This window comes from Chitinimonas lacunae (genome assembly GCF_042650885.1).
Taxonomy (GTDB): domain Bacteria; phylum Pseudomonadota; class Gammaproteobacteria; order Burkholderiales; family Chitinimonadaceae; genus Chitinimonas_A; species Chitinimonas_A lacunae.
This window is the reverse complement of the sequence record NZ_JBHSBU010000001.1, coordinates 985240-998995: the sequence shown is the minus strand read 5'-3', so window position 1 is coordinate 998995 and position 13756 is coordinate 985240. Positions and strand designations below refer to the sequence as shown.

Sequence of the window (13756 nt, the reverse complement as noted above, 5' to 3'; positions counted from 1 at the left end):
GGCCGGCATCAGGCCGGCCATCGATGGCGAGGGGAGAGGGCTCCCGCAGTCGCGATCAGTCGATATGGTAGTTCGGGGCTTCCTTGGTGATCTGCACATCATGGACGTGTGATTCGCGGATACCGGCTGCGGTGATCTCGACGAATTCGGCATTGCTGTGCATTTCGGCGATCGACGGGCAGCCGAGATAGCCCATCGACGAGCGCAGGCCGCCCATCAGCTGGTGGATCACGGCCGTGACCGGGCCCTTGTACGGCACGCGGCCTTCGACGCCTTCGGGCACCAGCTTGTCGGCGCTCGGGGTGGTGTCCTGGAAGTAGCGGTCGGCCGAGCCTTGCTGCATGGCGCCGAGGCTGCCCATGCCACGGTAGCTCTTGTACGAGCGGCCCTGGTACAGCTCGACTTCACCGGGGGCTTCCTCGGTACCGGCGAACAGGCCGCCCAGCATCACCACATGGGCGCCTGCCGCGATGGCCTTGGCGATATCGCCCGAGAAGCGGATGCCGCCATCGGCGATCAGCGGCACGCCGCTGCCTTTGAGGGCTTCGGCCACATTGGCCACGGCGGTGATCTGCGGTACGCCGACACCGGCGACGATACGGGTGGTACAGATCGAACCGGGGCCGATGCCGACCTTGACGCCATCGGCGCCGGCATCGACCAGAGCGCGGGCAGCGGCGGCGGTGGCGATATTGCCGCCGATGACCTGGATATCGGGGAAGTTCTGCTTTACCCAGCGTACCCGGTCGAGCACGTTCTGGCTGTGGCCGTGGGCGGTATCGACCACCACCACATCGACGCCGGCCTCGACCAGCATGGTGACACGCTCTTCGGTGTCGCCACCGACGCCGACTGCCGCGCCGGCCAGCAGGCGGCCCTGCATATCCTTGGCGGCGAACGGGTGCTCGGTGGTCTTGATGATGTCCTTGACCGTGATCAGACCCTTGAGCTTGAAGTTCTCGTCGACCACCAGCACACGTTCGAGCCGGTGGTGATGCATCAATTCGCGGGCTTCATCGATGCTGGCGCCTTCGCGCACCGTCACTAGGCGCTCGCGCGGGGTCATGATGCTGGAGACCGGGGCGTCGAGGCGCGATTCGAACCGCAGATCGCGGTTGGTGACGATACCGACCACGCTGCCGTCCTTCTCGACCACCGGCAGGCCGGAGATACGGTGCTGGCGAGTCAGCGCCACCACTTCACGGACCAGCATATGCGGTTGGATCGTGACCGGATCTTTTACCACCCCGCTCTCGTAGCGCTTGATCTTGCTGACTTCTGCGGCTTGGGCGCGGGCCGGCATATTCTTGTGCACGATACCGATGCCGCCTTCCTGGGCAATCGCGATGGCCAGGCGGGCTTCGGTAACGGTGTCCATGGCAGCGGACACAAGCGGCAGATTGAGTCGGATATTGCGAGTGAGTTGCGTCGCCAGGTTGACGTCGCGGGGGATAACGGAGGAATAGGCAGGAACGAGCAGGACGTCGTCGAAGGTCAGTGCTTTTTGAATAACCCGCATAATTATCTAACTCCTTGGCGACAAAAAACGATTATACAGCAAACCGAATTGGCGGGAGTATTCCGATAGGATTAACTATGCTGGAACCAGGGCACCGGCGCCGGGCCGGCCCGGACCACACGAGGAGACCATGTCGGAGTCCAGGCGCCCGCTGGTCGGGCTGATCATGTCGGGGGGCGGGGCGCGCGCCGCCTATCAGGTGGGAGTGCTGCGCGCCATTGCCAAGCTGTTGCCGCCCCGGATTGAAAACCCTTTTCCGATTATCTGCGGCACTTCGGCCGGCGGCATCAATGCCGCTTCATTGGCGGCCGGCGCTCGTCATTTCCGTAAAAGCGTCTGCAAGCTCGAATTCGTCTGGAAAAACCTGGAAATCCAGCAGGTCTATCGTGCCGATGCCGTCACCATCGGCCGTTATTTCCTGCATTGGGTGTTATCGCTGTTTCTGGGCGGTTTCGGCCGGCGCAATCCCAAATCGTTTCTCGATAACGAGCCGCTGCGCACTTTGCTGGCGCGGCTGATCGATTTCGACGGCATCGACGCCGCCATCGAGGCCGGCGCGCTCCATGCGCTGTCGATTACCGCTTCGGGCTATAACTCGGGCCAGTCGGTCTCGTTCTTTCAGGCCGCTCCCGGCATCGAAGGCTGGAACCGGGCACAGCGACTCGGCTCGCGTGCCGAGATCGGCATCGAGCATCTGATGGCCACGTCGGCGATTCCCTTTGTGTTCCCGGCTGTTCGCATCCATCGTGAATGGTTCGGCGACGGCTCGGTGCGCCAGGTCGCGCCGATGAGTCCGGCGCTTCATCTCGGCGCCGAGAAGGTACTGGTGATCGGCGTGTCGCCGCCGCGCGAGCTGCCCGGCGAGCGGCTGTATGCGCCGGTCTACCCGACCCTGGCCCAGGTGGCCGGTCATTTGATGAACAGCGTGTTTATCGATGGGATGGAGGTCGATCTGGAGCGGATTGCCCGGGTCAATCGCACCCTGTCGTTTATTCCCGAGGATATCCGCAGCAACGCCGACATCCATCTGCGCACCGTCGATATTCTGGTGATCGCCCCGTCCAAGCCGCTTGAGCAGATTGCCGCGCGCCATACTTCGCATTTTCCCTGGGCCATGCGTTTTGCGCTCGGCGGGCTGGGTGCCTTGAAGCGGCAGGGTTCGGTACTGGCGTCCTATCTGCTGTTCCATAAGGGCTATGCCCGCGATCTGATCGAGCTGGGCTATCAGGACGCCATGCGCCGGCGCGACGACATCCTGAATTTTCTCGGCTATAGTGGCGGCGCCTTGCCGCCTGCTCCGGATCAATCGCCATGAGCCGTCATCTGTTTCCGCTACCGGTTGCCCTGGCTGTGACGCTGCTGCTGCCGGGGTGTGTGCTGCCGGTACCTGTTGCGGCCTCGGCCGACCAGCCGGCTCCTACATTGTTGCGTGCTCCGGCCGACTGGGGGGCGCTGGCCCATGATGCGGCCTACCGGGTGATGCAGCGTGCCTCGCAGCAGAAAGCCCTGACGGCGCGGCCGCTGGTGGTGGTGGCGCCTGTGGTGCCGACTCATTTCAGCCGCGCCTTGCATCAATATCTGCTCAGCTCGCTGGTCGAGCTGGGCCTGACGGTCAGCCAGCGCGACGATACGCCGCTCAAGGTGACGGTCGATGTCCATCCGGTGCGGCTGGCAGTAGGCATGCAACTGGTGGTGACGGCCTCGATCGGCGACGGCCAGCGTTATCTTTTCCGGATGACGGATGCCTATGTGGTCGATCCGCGCGATGCTGCCGCCTACGAGGCCTCGCTGCTGCCGGCCCCGCCCGCGCCGCCGCCACCGCCCACACCGACCCGACAGTTCAACCTGACCGCCACGCCGTGACCCGACTGTTTGTCCTTGTCCTGCTGCTGTGCCTGAACGGTTGCGCCGGCTACGAAGCCGGCCGCAGCAACCGGCTGATTCGCGCCAGCTACAGCGCCACCGACCAACTGGTGGCCGTGTTGCCGCAACCGCTGCCGCGCGATGCCCCTCTGATCGTGGCCACCTTTGTCGATATCAACCGGCTGACTTCGTCCTCGACGCTTGGCCGGATGCTGGCCGAGCAGGTTTCCACCCGGTTGACCCAGCTTGGTCATCCGGTGGTCGAGCTGAAACTGCGCGGCAATGTGTTCGTGCGCGAAGGAACCGGCGAACTGTTGCTGTCGCGCGAGGTCAAGGACCTGTCGATCAGCCATCGGGCCCAGGCGGTGGTGGTCGGCACCTACGCCGCCAGCCCCGAGCGGATTTTCCTTAACCTCAAGATCGTGCGGCCGACCGATAACCGTATCCTGGCCGCCCACGATATTGCCCTGACCCCTGACGAGAATATCCTGAGCCTGTTGATGTCCGACTGGCACTAGGGTCACTCAGTTTTTCCGAATTCTTTCACTTCCAATTAAAACGATGAACTGGATTGGCACACGCAGAGCAGTATTTTTTCTGATTGCGCTGGCTTGCGCAGGGATGATGGGTTTTGCCCTCTATCTCGAACATTACAAATATCTGCCGCCGTGTCCGCTGTGCATGTTGCAGCGGGCAGCGGTGATCGGGACGGGCGCAGTGGCGCTGCTGGCGGCCCTGCACGATCCGGCCGGTCGGCTGGGCGGGCGGATCTACGGCGTACTGGCCGCCGTGCCGGCGCTGCTCGGTGTGGCGGTGGCCGGGCGTCATGTCTATATCCAGAGCCAGCCGGTCGGCAGCTTCGGCAGTTGCGGCACCACCTTGCAGCATATGCTCGACACCATGCCCCTGCTGGCGACGCTCAAGCGGGTGCTGCTGACTTCGGGCGAATGCGCCATCGTCGACTGGAGCCTGTTTGGCATCTCGCTGCCCGGTTGGGTCTTGATCGGCTGCATCGGCCTTGCGCTCGCGGCCCTGTGGGCCGGCTTCTTTGCCCGTCGTCCGGGAGGCCGCGCATGAGTTTCGATGCTCCGACCCTGGACGCCTGGCTGGCCCATTTGGAACAGCTTCACCCCAATGCCATCGATATGGGACTGGAACGGGTGGCGCGCGTGCGCGATGCCATGGGCCTGCGGCCCGATTTCCCGCTGATCGTGGTGGGCGGCACCAATGGCAAGGGATCGACCTGCACCATGCTGTCGGCGATCTATCGTGCCGCCGGCTTCAAGGTCGGCACCTATACCAGTCCGCATATGCTGCGCTACAACGAGCGGGTGGCGATCGATCTGGTGCCTGCGGCCGATGAGCAGATCGTCGCCGCGCTGCGGGCGGTGGAAGCGGCGCGAGCAGACGTATCGCTGACCTATTTCGAATTCGGCACCCTGGCTGCGATGCGTCAATTCATCGATGCCGGTGTCGAGGTGGCGATTCTGGAAGTGGGCCTCGGTGGCCGGCTCGATGCGGTCAATGTCTTCGATGCCGATGTATCGGCGGTGGTCACGGTCGATCTCGATCATCAAAGTTATCTGGGCGACACACGCGAACTGATCGGCCTGGAAAAGGCCGGCATCTTCCGCGCCGGCCGGCCGGCCTTCTGCGCCGACGCCGAGCCGCCGGCGAGCCTGCTGGCCCATGCCCGCCAGATCGGGGCCGATCTGCAATGCATCGGGACCGATTTCGGTTTTCGCAACGAGACCACTCAATGGCGCTGGTGGGGCCGCGACGGGCAAAAGCCCGGTCTGCCGTTCCCGGCACTCCGTGGTACCTACCAACTGGCCAACGCCAGCGTGGCGATTGCGATGGTGCAAGCCCTGCACGAGCGGCTGCCGGTCGGGATCGGTGCCATCAAGCGCGGTCTGCTGGAAGCCGAACTGGCCGGCCGCTATCAGGTATTGCCGGGGCGGCCGTCGGTGGTGCTCGATGTGGCGCACAATCCGCACGCCGCACGCGGTTTTGCCGCCAACCTGCTCAATCAGGGCTATTTCGAGACCACGCACGCGGTGTTTGCCATGATGGCCGACAAGGACATCGCCGGCGTCGTGGAGCTGGTCAAGGACCGGATCGACCATTGGCATCTGGCGCCGCTCGATATGGCGCGCGCCGCTTCGCCCGAAGCGCTGGCTGAACTGATCGTGGCGGCCCAGGCGCGCGGGCGGATTCATTTTCATCCCGATATCGCCAGCGCCTACGGTGCCGCGCTACGCGCCTGCGGGGAAAATGATAGAATCGCCGCCTTCGGATCCACTTACACCGTGGCCGCCGTACTGGCGGCCCGGGCTCGTTGACGTTTCATGGCCGACTCCCCGCTTAGCGAAGAACTCACCGTGCTGAAAAAGCGCGCCCGCCGCCGTCTGGTCGGCGCGGTCGCGCTGGTGCTGGTCGCCCTGCTGGTGTTGTGGAACGTGCTGGACGACCGTCCACCTCCCAGCCTGGCCAGCCAGCCGGTCACTATCGTCAGTTCGGCGCCCTCGCTGGCGCCGACCCCACCTGCCGCCCCGCCGCCGCTGCAACCTGCTGCGGGCGCACAGGTGGTACCGGTCCCCATGGCCCCGCCCGTCGATAAACCGGCGCCGCGAGCCGAAAAACCGGACCCCAAACCGACACCCAAGCCGGAATCGCGTCCGGAGCCCAAACCGGACCCGAAACCCGAAAAAACCGAGCCCAAGCCCGAGCCGAGGTCGGAACCGAAACCGGAACCGAAACCCGAGCCCAAGGCTGAAAAGTCCGAGCCGAAGAAATCGCTCGAATCGATCGCCCGCGAGGCCGAAGCCAAGGAAGCGCGCGATCCGAAAAAGATTCTCGACGGTCTTGACAGCGCTGCCGACAAGCCTGCTGCGTCGAGCCATTTCTATCTGCAGATCGGGGCCTTTGCCGACAAATCGAAGGTTGAGGCGCTGGCAGCCAAGGCACGGGCGGCCGGCGTATCGGTGGCGATGGCTACCGTATCGACCGACAAGGGGGCGCTGACCCGACTGCGGGCCGGCCCGTTCGGCGGCCGCGATGCAGCCGAGAAAGCCCATGCCAAACTCGCCGCGGCCGGCGTCGCCAGCCAGATTGTGAGCAAATGACCGGGTTCGACTACGCCGTCCTGATCGTGATCGGCCTGTCCATTCTGTTGGCAGTGCTGCGCGGCGGCGTATCGGAAATCCTGTCGCTGGTGGCCTGGGTGCTGGCCTTCTTTCTGGCCCAGCGCTATGCCAGCGAAGCCGCGCAATGGCTGCCGCCCGAGGTACCGACGGCTGAATTGCGGCTGCTGGCCGGCTTTATCGCCATTTTTCTCGGCGTCTGGTTCGTCTCGGCCATTGTGCGCATCACGGTCTATCAATTTATCAAAGCCGTCGGCCTCACCCCGCTCGACCGCGCCATCGGTGCCCTGTTCGGACTGGCTCGCGGCCTGGTGATCGTGGTGGCGGCGGTGGTGGTGGCCGGGCTGACCAGCCTGCCCAGACAACCGGTCTGGCGCAATGCGATGTTCAGCCCGCCGTTTGAAGCACTGGCGCTGACTTTGCGACCGGCCCTGCCGGCGGCACTGGGGCAGCATATCCGCTACGATTGAACACCGGCTCCGGCTGGCCCCGCGCCGGAAGCGGTTCCGGCGCGATCGACTTCGACTGACCCAATCCACAAGGAAGCATCATGTGCGGCATTCTCGGCGTGGTGGCGAAAACGCCTGTCAACCAACTGCTCTACGACGGACTTCTGGTATTGCAGCATCGCGGCCAGGACGCCGCCGGCATCGTCACCGCCGAAGCGAGCGGCGTGATGCATATGCACAAAGGCTCGGGCCTGGTGCGCGACGTGTTCCGCACCCGCAATATGCGCTCGCTGATGGGCAATGTGGGCATCGCCCATGTGCGCTACCCGACCGCCGGTTCCGCCTCGAACCTCGCTGAAGCCCAGCCTTTCTACGTCAATTCGCCGTTCGGCATCGTGCTGGCCCATAACGGCAATCTGACCAACCACCAGCAGCTCAAGGACGACATGTACCGCAGCAATATGCGGCACATCAATACGTCGAGCGACTCCGAAGCGTTGCTCAACGTCTTCGCCTATGAATTGCAGAAACGGGTCAAGAGCTTCGAACTGTCGCCCGACACGGTATTCGAAGCCGTCGCCGCCGTGCATAAGCGTGTGCGCGGCGCCTACGCCGTGGTGGCCGTGATCGCGGGCTATGGCCTCGTTGCCTTCCGCGATCCCTACGGCATCCGGCCGCTGGTGATGGGCGTGCATCCGACCCCGGCCGGCGACGAATACCTGCTCGCGTCCGAATCGGTGGCGCTCGACACCATGGGTTTCAAGCTCGAACGCGATGTCGAGCCCGGCGAAGCGGTGTTCATCACCATGGACGGCCAGCGCTACAGCCGCCAATGCGCCGACGCGCCGCGTCTGGTGCCGTGCATCTTCGAACACGTCTATTTCGCCCGTCCCGATTCGGTGATGGATGGCATTTCGGTCTACGAAGCCCGCCTCAATATGGGCGACAACCTCGCCGACAAGATTCGCCGGGTGAGTCCTGAGCTCGATATCGACGTGGTGATCCCGATCCCCGACACCAGCCGCGCCAGCGCGCTGCAACTGGCCAACCGGCTGGGGCTGCCGTATCGCGAAGGCTTTATCAAGAATCGCTATATCGGTCGCACCTTTATCATGCCGGGCCAATCGACCCGCAAGAAGTCGGTGCGGCAGAAGCTCAACCCGATCGGGGTCGAATTCAAGGGCAAGAATGTGATGCTGGTGGACGACTCGATCGTGCGCGGCACCACTTCGAAGGAAATCGTGCTGATGGCCCGTGAAGCGGGCGCCCAGAAGGTGTATTTCGCCTCGGCGGCGCCGGCGGTGCGTTTCCCCCATGTCTACGGCATCGATATGCCGACCCGGGCCGAATTGATCGCCACCGGGCGCGACGAAGCACAGATCGCCGAGGAAATCGGCGCCGACGCCGTGTTCTATCAGGATCTGGCTGCGCTCGAACAGGCCGTGGCCGATGCCAGTGGCGGCCGTATCACCACCTTCGAGACCTCCTGCTTCTCGGGCGAATACGTCACCGGCGATATCGATGAAGCCTACCTAGACCAGATCGAAAGCCGCCGCGCGAGCCCTCTGTCGCGCGACAGCGACGGCGGCAGCCGTCTGCTTGATCTCAATATCGGGGTGGCCGAGCAGAATCTGATCTGACCTCCCGATCCGACGTTGTCAACGTTGACTTGAATCCGATCCGAACGGGCTGCGGTGCCGGTGAATGGCCAATTCCCTGCACCGCAGAATAATGTCCGGACGCAAAGGAGTGGGAATTGTTAGCTGGAGTGCATGATTTCGGCGCCTTTGTCGTGGCGTCGGTACTGCTGATTCTGTCACCGGGGCCGGGGACGCTGGCGATTCTGGGCGCGGCGGCCGGTTCGCGTCGCTCGGGCTTTGCGGCGCTCGCAGGCACCAGTCTGGGTGATGCGACCTTGATGGCCGTGGCAGCGATCGGGGCGGCGACCTTGTTGAGTGCCTATCCATTGGCCTTCGAGCTGCTGCGCTATGGCGGCGGGGCTTATCTGGTCTGGCTGGGGCTGCAAAGCCTGTTGAGCCGCACACCCGGTTTTGCCTTGAGCGTGCCCGACGGTAGTGGTGCTTTCCGCCGTTCCTTGTGGGTGACCCTGCTCAACCCCAAGGCCATCGTGTTCTTTATGGCTTTCTTTCCGCAGTTCGTCAGCCGTGAGGCCCATCCGGCGGCGTTCGTGCTGCTGGGTGTGACCTTTATTTCGCTCAATTGCCTGTGGCAGGCCGGTCTGATCGTGGGCGCCAACCGGATCGCCAGCCACCTAGATGCCATGCCGCGTTTTGCCCTGTGGGTGAATCGCCTGCTGGGCCTGGTGTTTATCCTGTTTGGCGTCAAGCTGGCGCTGGGTTGAGGCAAATCGACGCACTTAATTCATAATTTGATACATATTTATAATTAAGCGCGATTTGTCTTGCAATGGTTTTGCAGGATATTTGATATTTTTGCGAGGCCGGGCCACCGCCTGTCCGTATCGAGAGGGACGACCCATGCAGGACGAGTTCGACGATTTTCATCCCGACACCCTGGCAGTCCGCGCCGGTCAGACCCGCAGCCAGTTCGGCGAGCATGCCGAGGCGCTGTATCTGACCTCGAGTTTCGTTGCCGACGACGCGGCCCAGGCGGCGGCGCGGTTCAGCGGACGTGAGCCGGGGTTTATCTATTCGCGCTTCACCAATCCGACCGTCTCGATGTTCGAGCAGCGGCTGGCCGCGCTCGAAGGCGCCGAAGCGGCGCAGGCCACGGCCAGCGGCATGGCCGCGATTCTTGCGCTGTGCATGGCCCATCTGCGTGCCGGTGACCATATCGTGGCGTCCAATGGACTGTTCGGCGCCACCATCCAGCTGTTCAACAACTATCTGGGCAAATTCGGCGTCAGCGTCAGCTATGTCGATGCTACCGACCGTGCGGCCTGGCAGGCGGCGGTGCGGCCGGAAACCAAGCTGTTCTATCTGGAAACCCCGTCCAATCCGCTGACCGAAATCGCCGATATCGCCATGGTGGCCGAGGTGGCCCATGCCCACGGCGCCCTGCTGGCGGTCGATAACTGCTTCTGCTCGCCCATCTTGCAGCGGCCGCTTGAATTGGGTGCCGATCTGGTGGTGCATTCGGCCACCAAATACCTCGACGGCCAGGGCCGGGTGCTCGGTGGCGCAGTCTGCGGCAGCAAGGCGCTGGTCGAGCCGGTTTATCTGTTTATCCGCACGGCAGGTTCCACCCTGTCGGCCTTCAATGCCTGGGTGTTGCTCAAGGGCCTGGAAACCCTGGGTCTGCGGATGCGCGCCCACTGCGACAACGCGCTGAAGCTGGCGCAATGGCTGACGGCGCATCCGGCGGTGGAGCGGGTCTATTACCCGGGTCTGCCGTCGCATCCGCAGTACGAACTGGCGCAACGGCAGCAACAGGGCGGGGGCGGCATCGTGTCGTTCGAGCTGCGCGGCGGTCAGGAAGCGGCCTGGCGGCTGATCGATTCGGTGCGTCTGCTGTCGCGTACGGCCAATCTGGGCGATGTCAAAACCACGATCACCCATCCGGCCAGCACCACCCACGGCCGGGTGACGCCCGAAGCACGGGCGGCGGCCGGTATCCGCGACAATCTGGTGCGAATCGCCGTGGGGCTGGAACATATCGACGATCTGACCGCCGATCTGCGGCGGGGACTGGACTGACATGGACGCGGCAAGCTGGGCTGCTGCCAGCGCCAAGCTGGCAGCCGACGATCCGGTGATGGCCCGCTTGATCGCGGCGCATCCCACGGTATGGCCGGCACCCAATGACGATCCGTTCTCGGTCCTGTGCCATGCCGTGGTCGGTCAGCAGCTCTCGCTCAAGGCAGCCGAGGCAATCTGGCAAAGATTGCTGGGCGGACTGGGCGGCATCGCCCCGGCCCCCCTGCTTGCTGCGGAAGAGGAAACGCTGCGCGCGCTGGGGCTGTCGCGGCGCAAGGTCGAATATCTGCGCGATCTGTCGCAGCGCTGGCTCGATGGCCGGCTCGACCCGAGCCGCTGGGCCGTGCTTGACGATGAGGCGTTGATCGCCGAGCTGTCGGCCGTGCGCGGTATCGGTCGCTGGACCGCCGAGATGTTCCTGCTGTTTCATCTGCAACGACCCGATGTCTTTCCGGTCGATGACCTCGGCCTGCAAAAAGCCGCCGCCCGCCACTATGGCAACGGCGAGCTGTTCGACCGCGCCGAACTGCGCCGCCTGGGCGAGCGCTGGGCGCCGTGGCGCTCGCTGGCTACCTGGTTTCTGTGGCGTAGCCTGGAGCCAGTGGCGGTGCAGTATTAACAGGATAGATAGTAGAAAAATTTTCGTTTCTCTTGGTGTCGGAAACGGGCTATATCTGCCTGGATGCAAATCAGGTCTTGCATTCAAGTTTGCTTTGCCAGGTCGGACGCTATGAGGAACGCAAAGATTTCATAGTAATTATCCTGATTACTATCGCCTTTCCTCTCCATTTCCACAGCTAAAAACGGCGCAATGCCTTGATTGCCTTGCGCCGTTTTTCTGACCCCGACCGCTCAAGCCTCGACCAGATAGCTCACTTCGTGCGCTTCGGTCGGCAGCACCACTTCCCAGCGAAACAGCATCCGCTCGATGCCGGCATTGGCAAGCGTGGTGTCGCGGCGGCGGTTGCGGTCGTAGAGCGTGGCTTCGGACGCTTCCAGATAGACGACTTCCACCGTGGCGCCATAAGCAAACAGCAGGTCGAGCGTCTTTTGCCGCATCTGACGCGATAGATGGGTGGCGTTCCACACAAAAGGCGCCTGGCGCCGCAGCAGTTCCTTGGCGCTGTCGACGGCGTGGTGGGCGGCGGCGCCATCGTTTTCGCCATATTTAAGGCCCAGTTCGCTGCGGGCCTCATCAAAGCCGATCAGCGGCAGATCCGGCCGCTCCCGGGCGATCCAGCGGCTTTTGCCGCTGGCGGGCAGGCCCGACAAGACCGTCACGGTCGAGCCGGTCGGGCGGTGGTAGGCGTAATCCGGGTGGACATCGTCGCCACGGAAATAGCGCATCCGTGTCCACGGATCGGCAAAACAGCGCGGGCTGTCGTAACAGCCTTCCTCGCGCGCCAGTTCACGGAACAGCTCGATATCGACCAAGACTTCGGCAGCATTGGCACAGTCACGGCCGCGCATATCGGCTTCGGCAAGCGCGGCCAGCTCGCGCAGGCTGGATTGGTGAGACAGGCGTCGCACGGTGAACTCCGGCGTCGCCCCCGAGCGGCTGTTGCGGAAGGCGTAAAACGGCACCTGATGCACGGCGATCAAGCGGCAGATCGCTTCGCGCAAGTGAAAGGGCACGCCGGCCCGCCACAGCAGGATACGGGCATCGACCGCGCCGCGTGCCGAGTGGCCGGGCTGGCCGATCCGGCCGCTGATCGGGTCGAGCGTGGTGGTGGCCGGTTTGGCGATGTCGTGCAGAAGTGCGGCGTAGAACAGCACGAAACGGCGCTCAGCCGGGGCGCTTTGATAATCGGACAGCTTGAGCAAAGCCTCGATCACCATTCGGGTATGCGTCCAGACGTCGCCTTCGGCGTGATAGATCGGGTCTTGCGGCGTCAGCGCCAGCAGCTCAAGCGGCGGAAGTGCTGCGAGCAGGCGGGTCCAGTCTGGCCTCTCGCCTGGTGCCGGAACCAGCGCCGCCAGCTCGACATGGCTGGCGCCATAGAGAGGACGCGGCGCGCGCAGTCGTGCCAGCAGCGCGGCGTCAGGGTGTTGTGGGGAAGGGGTGGTCATGATGGCTGATTCCTCAAGGACTCCGCCGTCCGATCGACGACTGGCGACGGAGTGAAATGTTCATTACGCCGGCACGGGCCAGCGATGGCTCAGTCGCGGGGCGAACAGATCGACCCCTGCGGCCAGTCGGTTCGCGATAAACGGTTGCTCCGAATGGTGACAGCCCGCATCGAGAATCGCCTGGACAAAGTCATGGCGCACCCATTTGCAGCGCCCGACCGTGCGGCCGTTTTCCTCGATCTTGATATACAGCCCTTCCGCCAGGTCCGAGCGGTCGGTCTGGCGCCAGGCACGCGTCAAGTCGAGCTTCTCCTCGGCGACGGCTGCTTCAAAGCTGGTTTTCCAGGTCGTACTGCGGGCCAGTGAAGGCTGCAACAGCGCCAGCAGATCGGCCTGCCGGGCCGGGGCAGGGCCGGCGTACAGCACGGGCACCGACAGGACCGGCACCAAACTCAGCAGTCGATGGCGAGTCGGGGTATCGAGGAAGGCGCCGATGGCGCGATCCCAGATATCGAATTCGCAGAAATAGTGGGGAAGCTGGTCGTAGAACAGCGAATGCTTCTTGTGCAGCCATTCGCCGAACAGCAGATAACGGTCTTCCAGCACGCCCAGCAGCGAGTGCTCGTGGGCGGCGGCCCAGCGTTTCATCAGATTGAACTGACGCTCGCGACCGCCGCCGCTCAGATAGTGGCCGCGGCTTTGCAGTAACAGCTCGCCACCTTCGGAGAAACTGATACCGGCATTGCCGCCGTCGAGCTTCTCTTCGACCACGATATGGCGGCCGATCAGGGCGGTGTAGGGAAGCTGGTCGTGACCGTCATCGCCGGCTTGCAGGCGGGAGCCTTGCAGATGGGGCGTGCGCGGGTATTTCAGGATATGGGGCAACATGATCGTCTTTCTTGTGACAACAGGAAAGCCGACGACGGACGCGCTCCAAAGGCGACAGGATCATTGACCGCAATGCGGGAGGATCAGGAACGGCAAGGGCAGAGAAAGTGCTCTGTCCACGGCAGCAGCTCGCGCGGGCGCGCCAAC

The 13756-nt window shown here is 63.8% G+C and carries 14 protein-coding genes; 11 read left to right on the top strand and 3 right to left on the bottom strand.

Annotation, left to right across the window (positions count from 1 at the left end; translation table 11 throughout):
• Window positions 1-55: 55 nt before the first annotated feature.
• Window positions 56-1519 (bottom strand): IMP dehydrogenase, encoded by a 1464-nt coding sequence (guaB, locus tag ACFOW7_RS04450; protein ID WP_378161470.1) that lies wholly within the window; start codon window positions 1517-1519, stop codon window positions 56-58.
• 130 nt (window positions 1520-1649) lie between these two features.
• On the opposite strand from guaB, the gene ACFOW7_RS04445 reads away from it, so the two are divergent.
• The 11 genes from ACFOW7_RS04445 to ACFOW7_RS04395 all read left to right on the top strand — a co-directional run bounded on the left by ACFOW7_RS04445 (window position 1650) and on the right by ACFOW7_RS04395 (window position 11270).
• Window positions 1650-2834 (top strand): patatin-like phospholipase family protein, encoded by a 1185-nt coding sequence (locus ACFOW7_RS04445; RefSeq protein ID WP_378161468.1) that lies wholly within the window; start codon window positions 1650-1652, stop codon window positions 2832-2834.
• Entirely contained in the window at window positions 2831-3382 is a 552-nt protein-coding gene (locus ACFOW7_RS04440) for a hypothetical protein (protein ID WP_378161466.1), read from the top strand. Before ACFOW7_RS04445 ends, ACFOW7_RS04440 begins: the two co-directional genes overlap by 4 nt.
• A complete protein-coding gene (locus ACFOW7_RS04435; RefSeq protein ID WP_378161464.1) occupies window positions 3379-3900 on the top strand; it encodes a FlgO family outer membrane protein in 522 nt (173 codons plus the stop codon). The genes ACFOW7_RS04440 and ACFOW7_RS04435 overlap by 4 nt, the downstream gene beginning before the upstream one ends.
• 43 nt (window positions 3901-3943) lie before the next feature.
• Window positions 3944-4459, top strand: coding sequence for a disulfide bond formation protein B (locus ACFOW7_RS04430; protein ID WP_378161462.1), 516 nt, complete (start codon window positions 3944-3946; stop codon window positions 4457-4459).
• Window positions 4456-5724, top strand: a complete 1269-nt coding sequence (gene folC, locus ACFOW7_RS04425; protein WP_378161460.1) for a bifunctional tetrahydrofolate synthase/dihydrofolate synthase — start codon at window positions 4456-4458, stop codon at window positions 5722-5724. The genes ACFOW7_RS04430 and folC overlap by 4 nt, the downstream gene beginning before the upstream one ends.
• A gap of 6 nt (window positions 5725-5730) precedes the next feature.
• Window positions 5731-6507, top strand: a complete 777-nt coding sequence (locus tag ACFOW7_RS04420) for an SPOR domain-containing protein (protein ID WP_378161457.1) — start codon at window positions 5731-5733, stop codon at window positions 6505-6507.
• The gene (locus tag ACFOW7_RS04415; RefSeq protein WP_378161454.1) at window positions 6504-6995 is read left to right on the top strand and encodes a CvpA family protein; all 492 of its coding nucleotides are present in this window, start codon (window positions 6504-6506) and stop codon (window positions 6993-6995) included. Before ACFOW7_RS04420 ends, ACFOW7_RS04415 begins: the two co-directional genes overlap by 4 nt.
• Before the next feature lie 80 nt (window positions 6996-7075).
• Complete coding sequence (purF, locus tag ACFOW7_RS04410) at window positions 7076-8614, top strand: amidophosphoribosyltransferase (protein ID WP_378161452.1); 1539 nt, start codon at window positions 7076-7078, stop codon at window positions 8612-8614.
• 116 nt (window positions 8615-8730) lie between these two features.
• Window positions 8731-9336, top strand: coding sequence for a LysE family transporter (locus ACFOW7_RS04405; protein WP_378161450.1), 606 nt, complete (start codon window positions 8731-8733; stop codon window positions 9334-9336).
• A 136-nt stretch (window positions 9337-9472) separates the two neighbouring features.
• Window positions 9473-10651 carry an O-succinylhomoserine sulfhydrylase gene (locus ACFOW7_RS04400; protein ID WP_378161448.1) on the top strand — a complete coding sequence of 393 codons (1179 nt, stop codon included), beginning with the start codon at window positions 9473-9475 and terminating at the stop codon, window positions 10649-10651.
• A gap of 1 nt (window position 10652) precedes the next feature.
• Window positions 10653-11270: a DNA-3-methyladenine glycosylase family protein gene (locus ACFOW7_RS04395; RefSeq protein ID WP_378161446.1), complete on the top strand. Its 618-nt coding sequence runs from the start codon at window positions 10653-10655 to the stop codon at window positions 11268-11270.
• 233 nt (window positions 11271-11503) lie between these two features.
• Here the strand turns inward: ACFOW7_RS04395 and ACFOW7_RS04390 are convergent, their stop codons facing one another.
• Both ACFOW7_RS04390 and ACFOW7_RS04385 read right to left on the bottom strand, forming a co-directional pair.
• Window positions 11504-12721, bottom strand: a complete 1218-nt coding sequence (locus tag ACFOW7_RS04390; RefSeq protein ID WP_378161444.1) for an AAA family ATPase — start codon at window positions 12719-12721, stop codon at window positions 11504-11506.
• Window positions 12722-12784: 63 nt separating this feature from the next.
• A complete protein-coding gene (locus ACFOW7_RS04385; protein WP_378161442.1) occupies window positions 12785-13609 on the bottom strand; it encodes an RNA ligase family protein in 825 nt (274 codons plus the stop codon).
• Between the last annotated feature and the right edge of the window lie 147 nt (window positions 13610-13756).

Bases quoted from the DNA above. Each gene is read 5' to 3' on its own strand.
- guaB (WP_378161470.1), bottom strand. From the start codon at position 1,519: ATGCGGGTTATTCAAAAAGCACTGACCTTCGACGACGTCCTGCTCGTT.
- ACFOW7_RS04445 (WP_378161468.1), top strand. From the start codon at position 1,650: ATGTCGGAGTCCAGGCGCCCGCTGGTCGGGCTGATCATGTCGGGGGGC.
- ACFOW7_RS04440 (WP_378161466.1), top strand. From the start codon at position 2,831: ATGAGCCGTCATCTGTTTCCGCTACCGGTTGCCCTGGCTGTGACGCTG.
- ACFOW7_RS04430 (WP_378161462.1), top strand. From the start codon at position 3,944: ATGAACTGGATTGGCACACGCAGAGCAGTATTTTTTCTGATTGCGCTG.
- folC (WP_378161460.1), top strand. From the start codon at position 4,456: ATGAGTTTCGATGCTCCGACCCTGGACGCCTGGCTGGCCCATTTGGAA.
- ACFOW7_RS04420 (WP_378161457.1), top strand. From the start codon at position 5,731: ATGGCCGACTCCCCGCTTAGCGAAGAACTCACCGTGCTGAAAAAGCGC.
- ACFOW7_RS04415 (WP_378161454.1), top strand. From the start codon at position 6,504: ATGACCGGGTTCGACTACGCCGTCCTGATCGTGATCGGCCTGTCCATT.
- purF (WP_378161452.1), top strand. From the start codon at position 7,076: ATGTGCGGCATTCTCGGCGTGGTGGCGAAAACGCCTGTCAACCAACTG.
- ACFOW7_RS04400 (WP_378161448.1), top strand. From the start codon at position 9,473: ATGCAGGACGAGTTCGACGATTTTCATCCCGACACCCTGGCAGTCCGC.
- ACFOW7_RS04395 (WP_378161446.1), top strand. From the start codon at position 10,653: ATGGACGCGGCAAGCTGGGCTGCTGCCAGCGCCAAGCTGGCAGCCGAC.
- ACFOW7_RS04390 (WP_378161444.1), bottom strand. From the start codon at position 12,721: ATGACCACCCCTTCCCCACAACACCCTGACGCCGCGCTGCTGGCACGA.
- ACFOW7_RS04385 (WP_378161442.1), bottom strand. From the start codon at position 13,609: ATGTTGCCCCATATCCTGAAATACCCGCGCACGCCCCATCTGCAAGGC.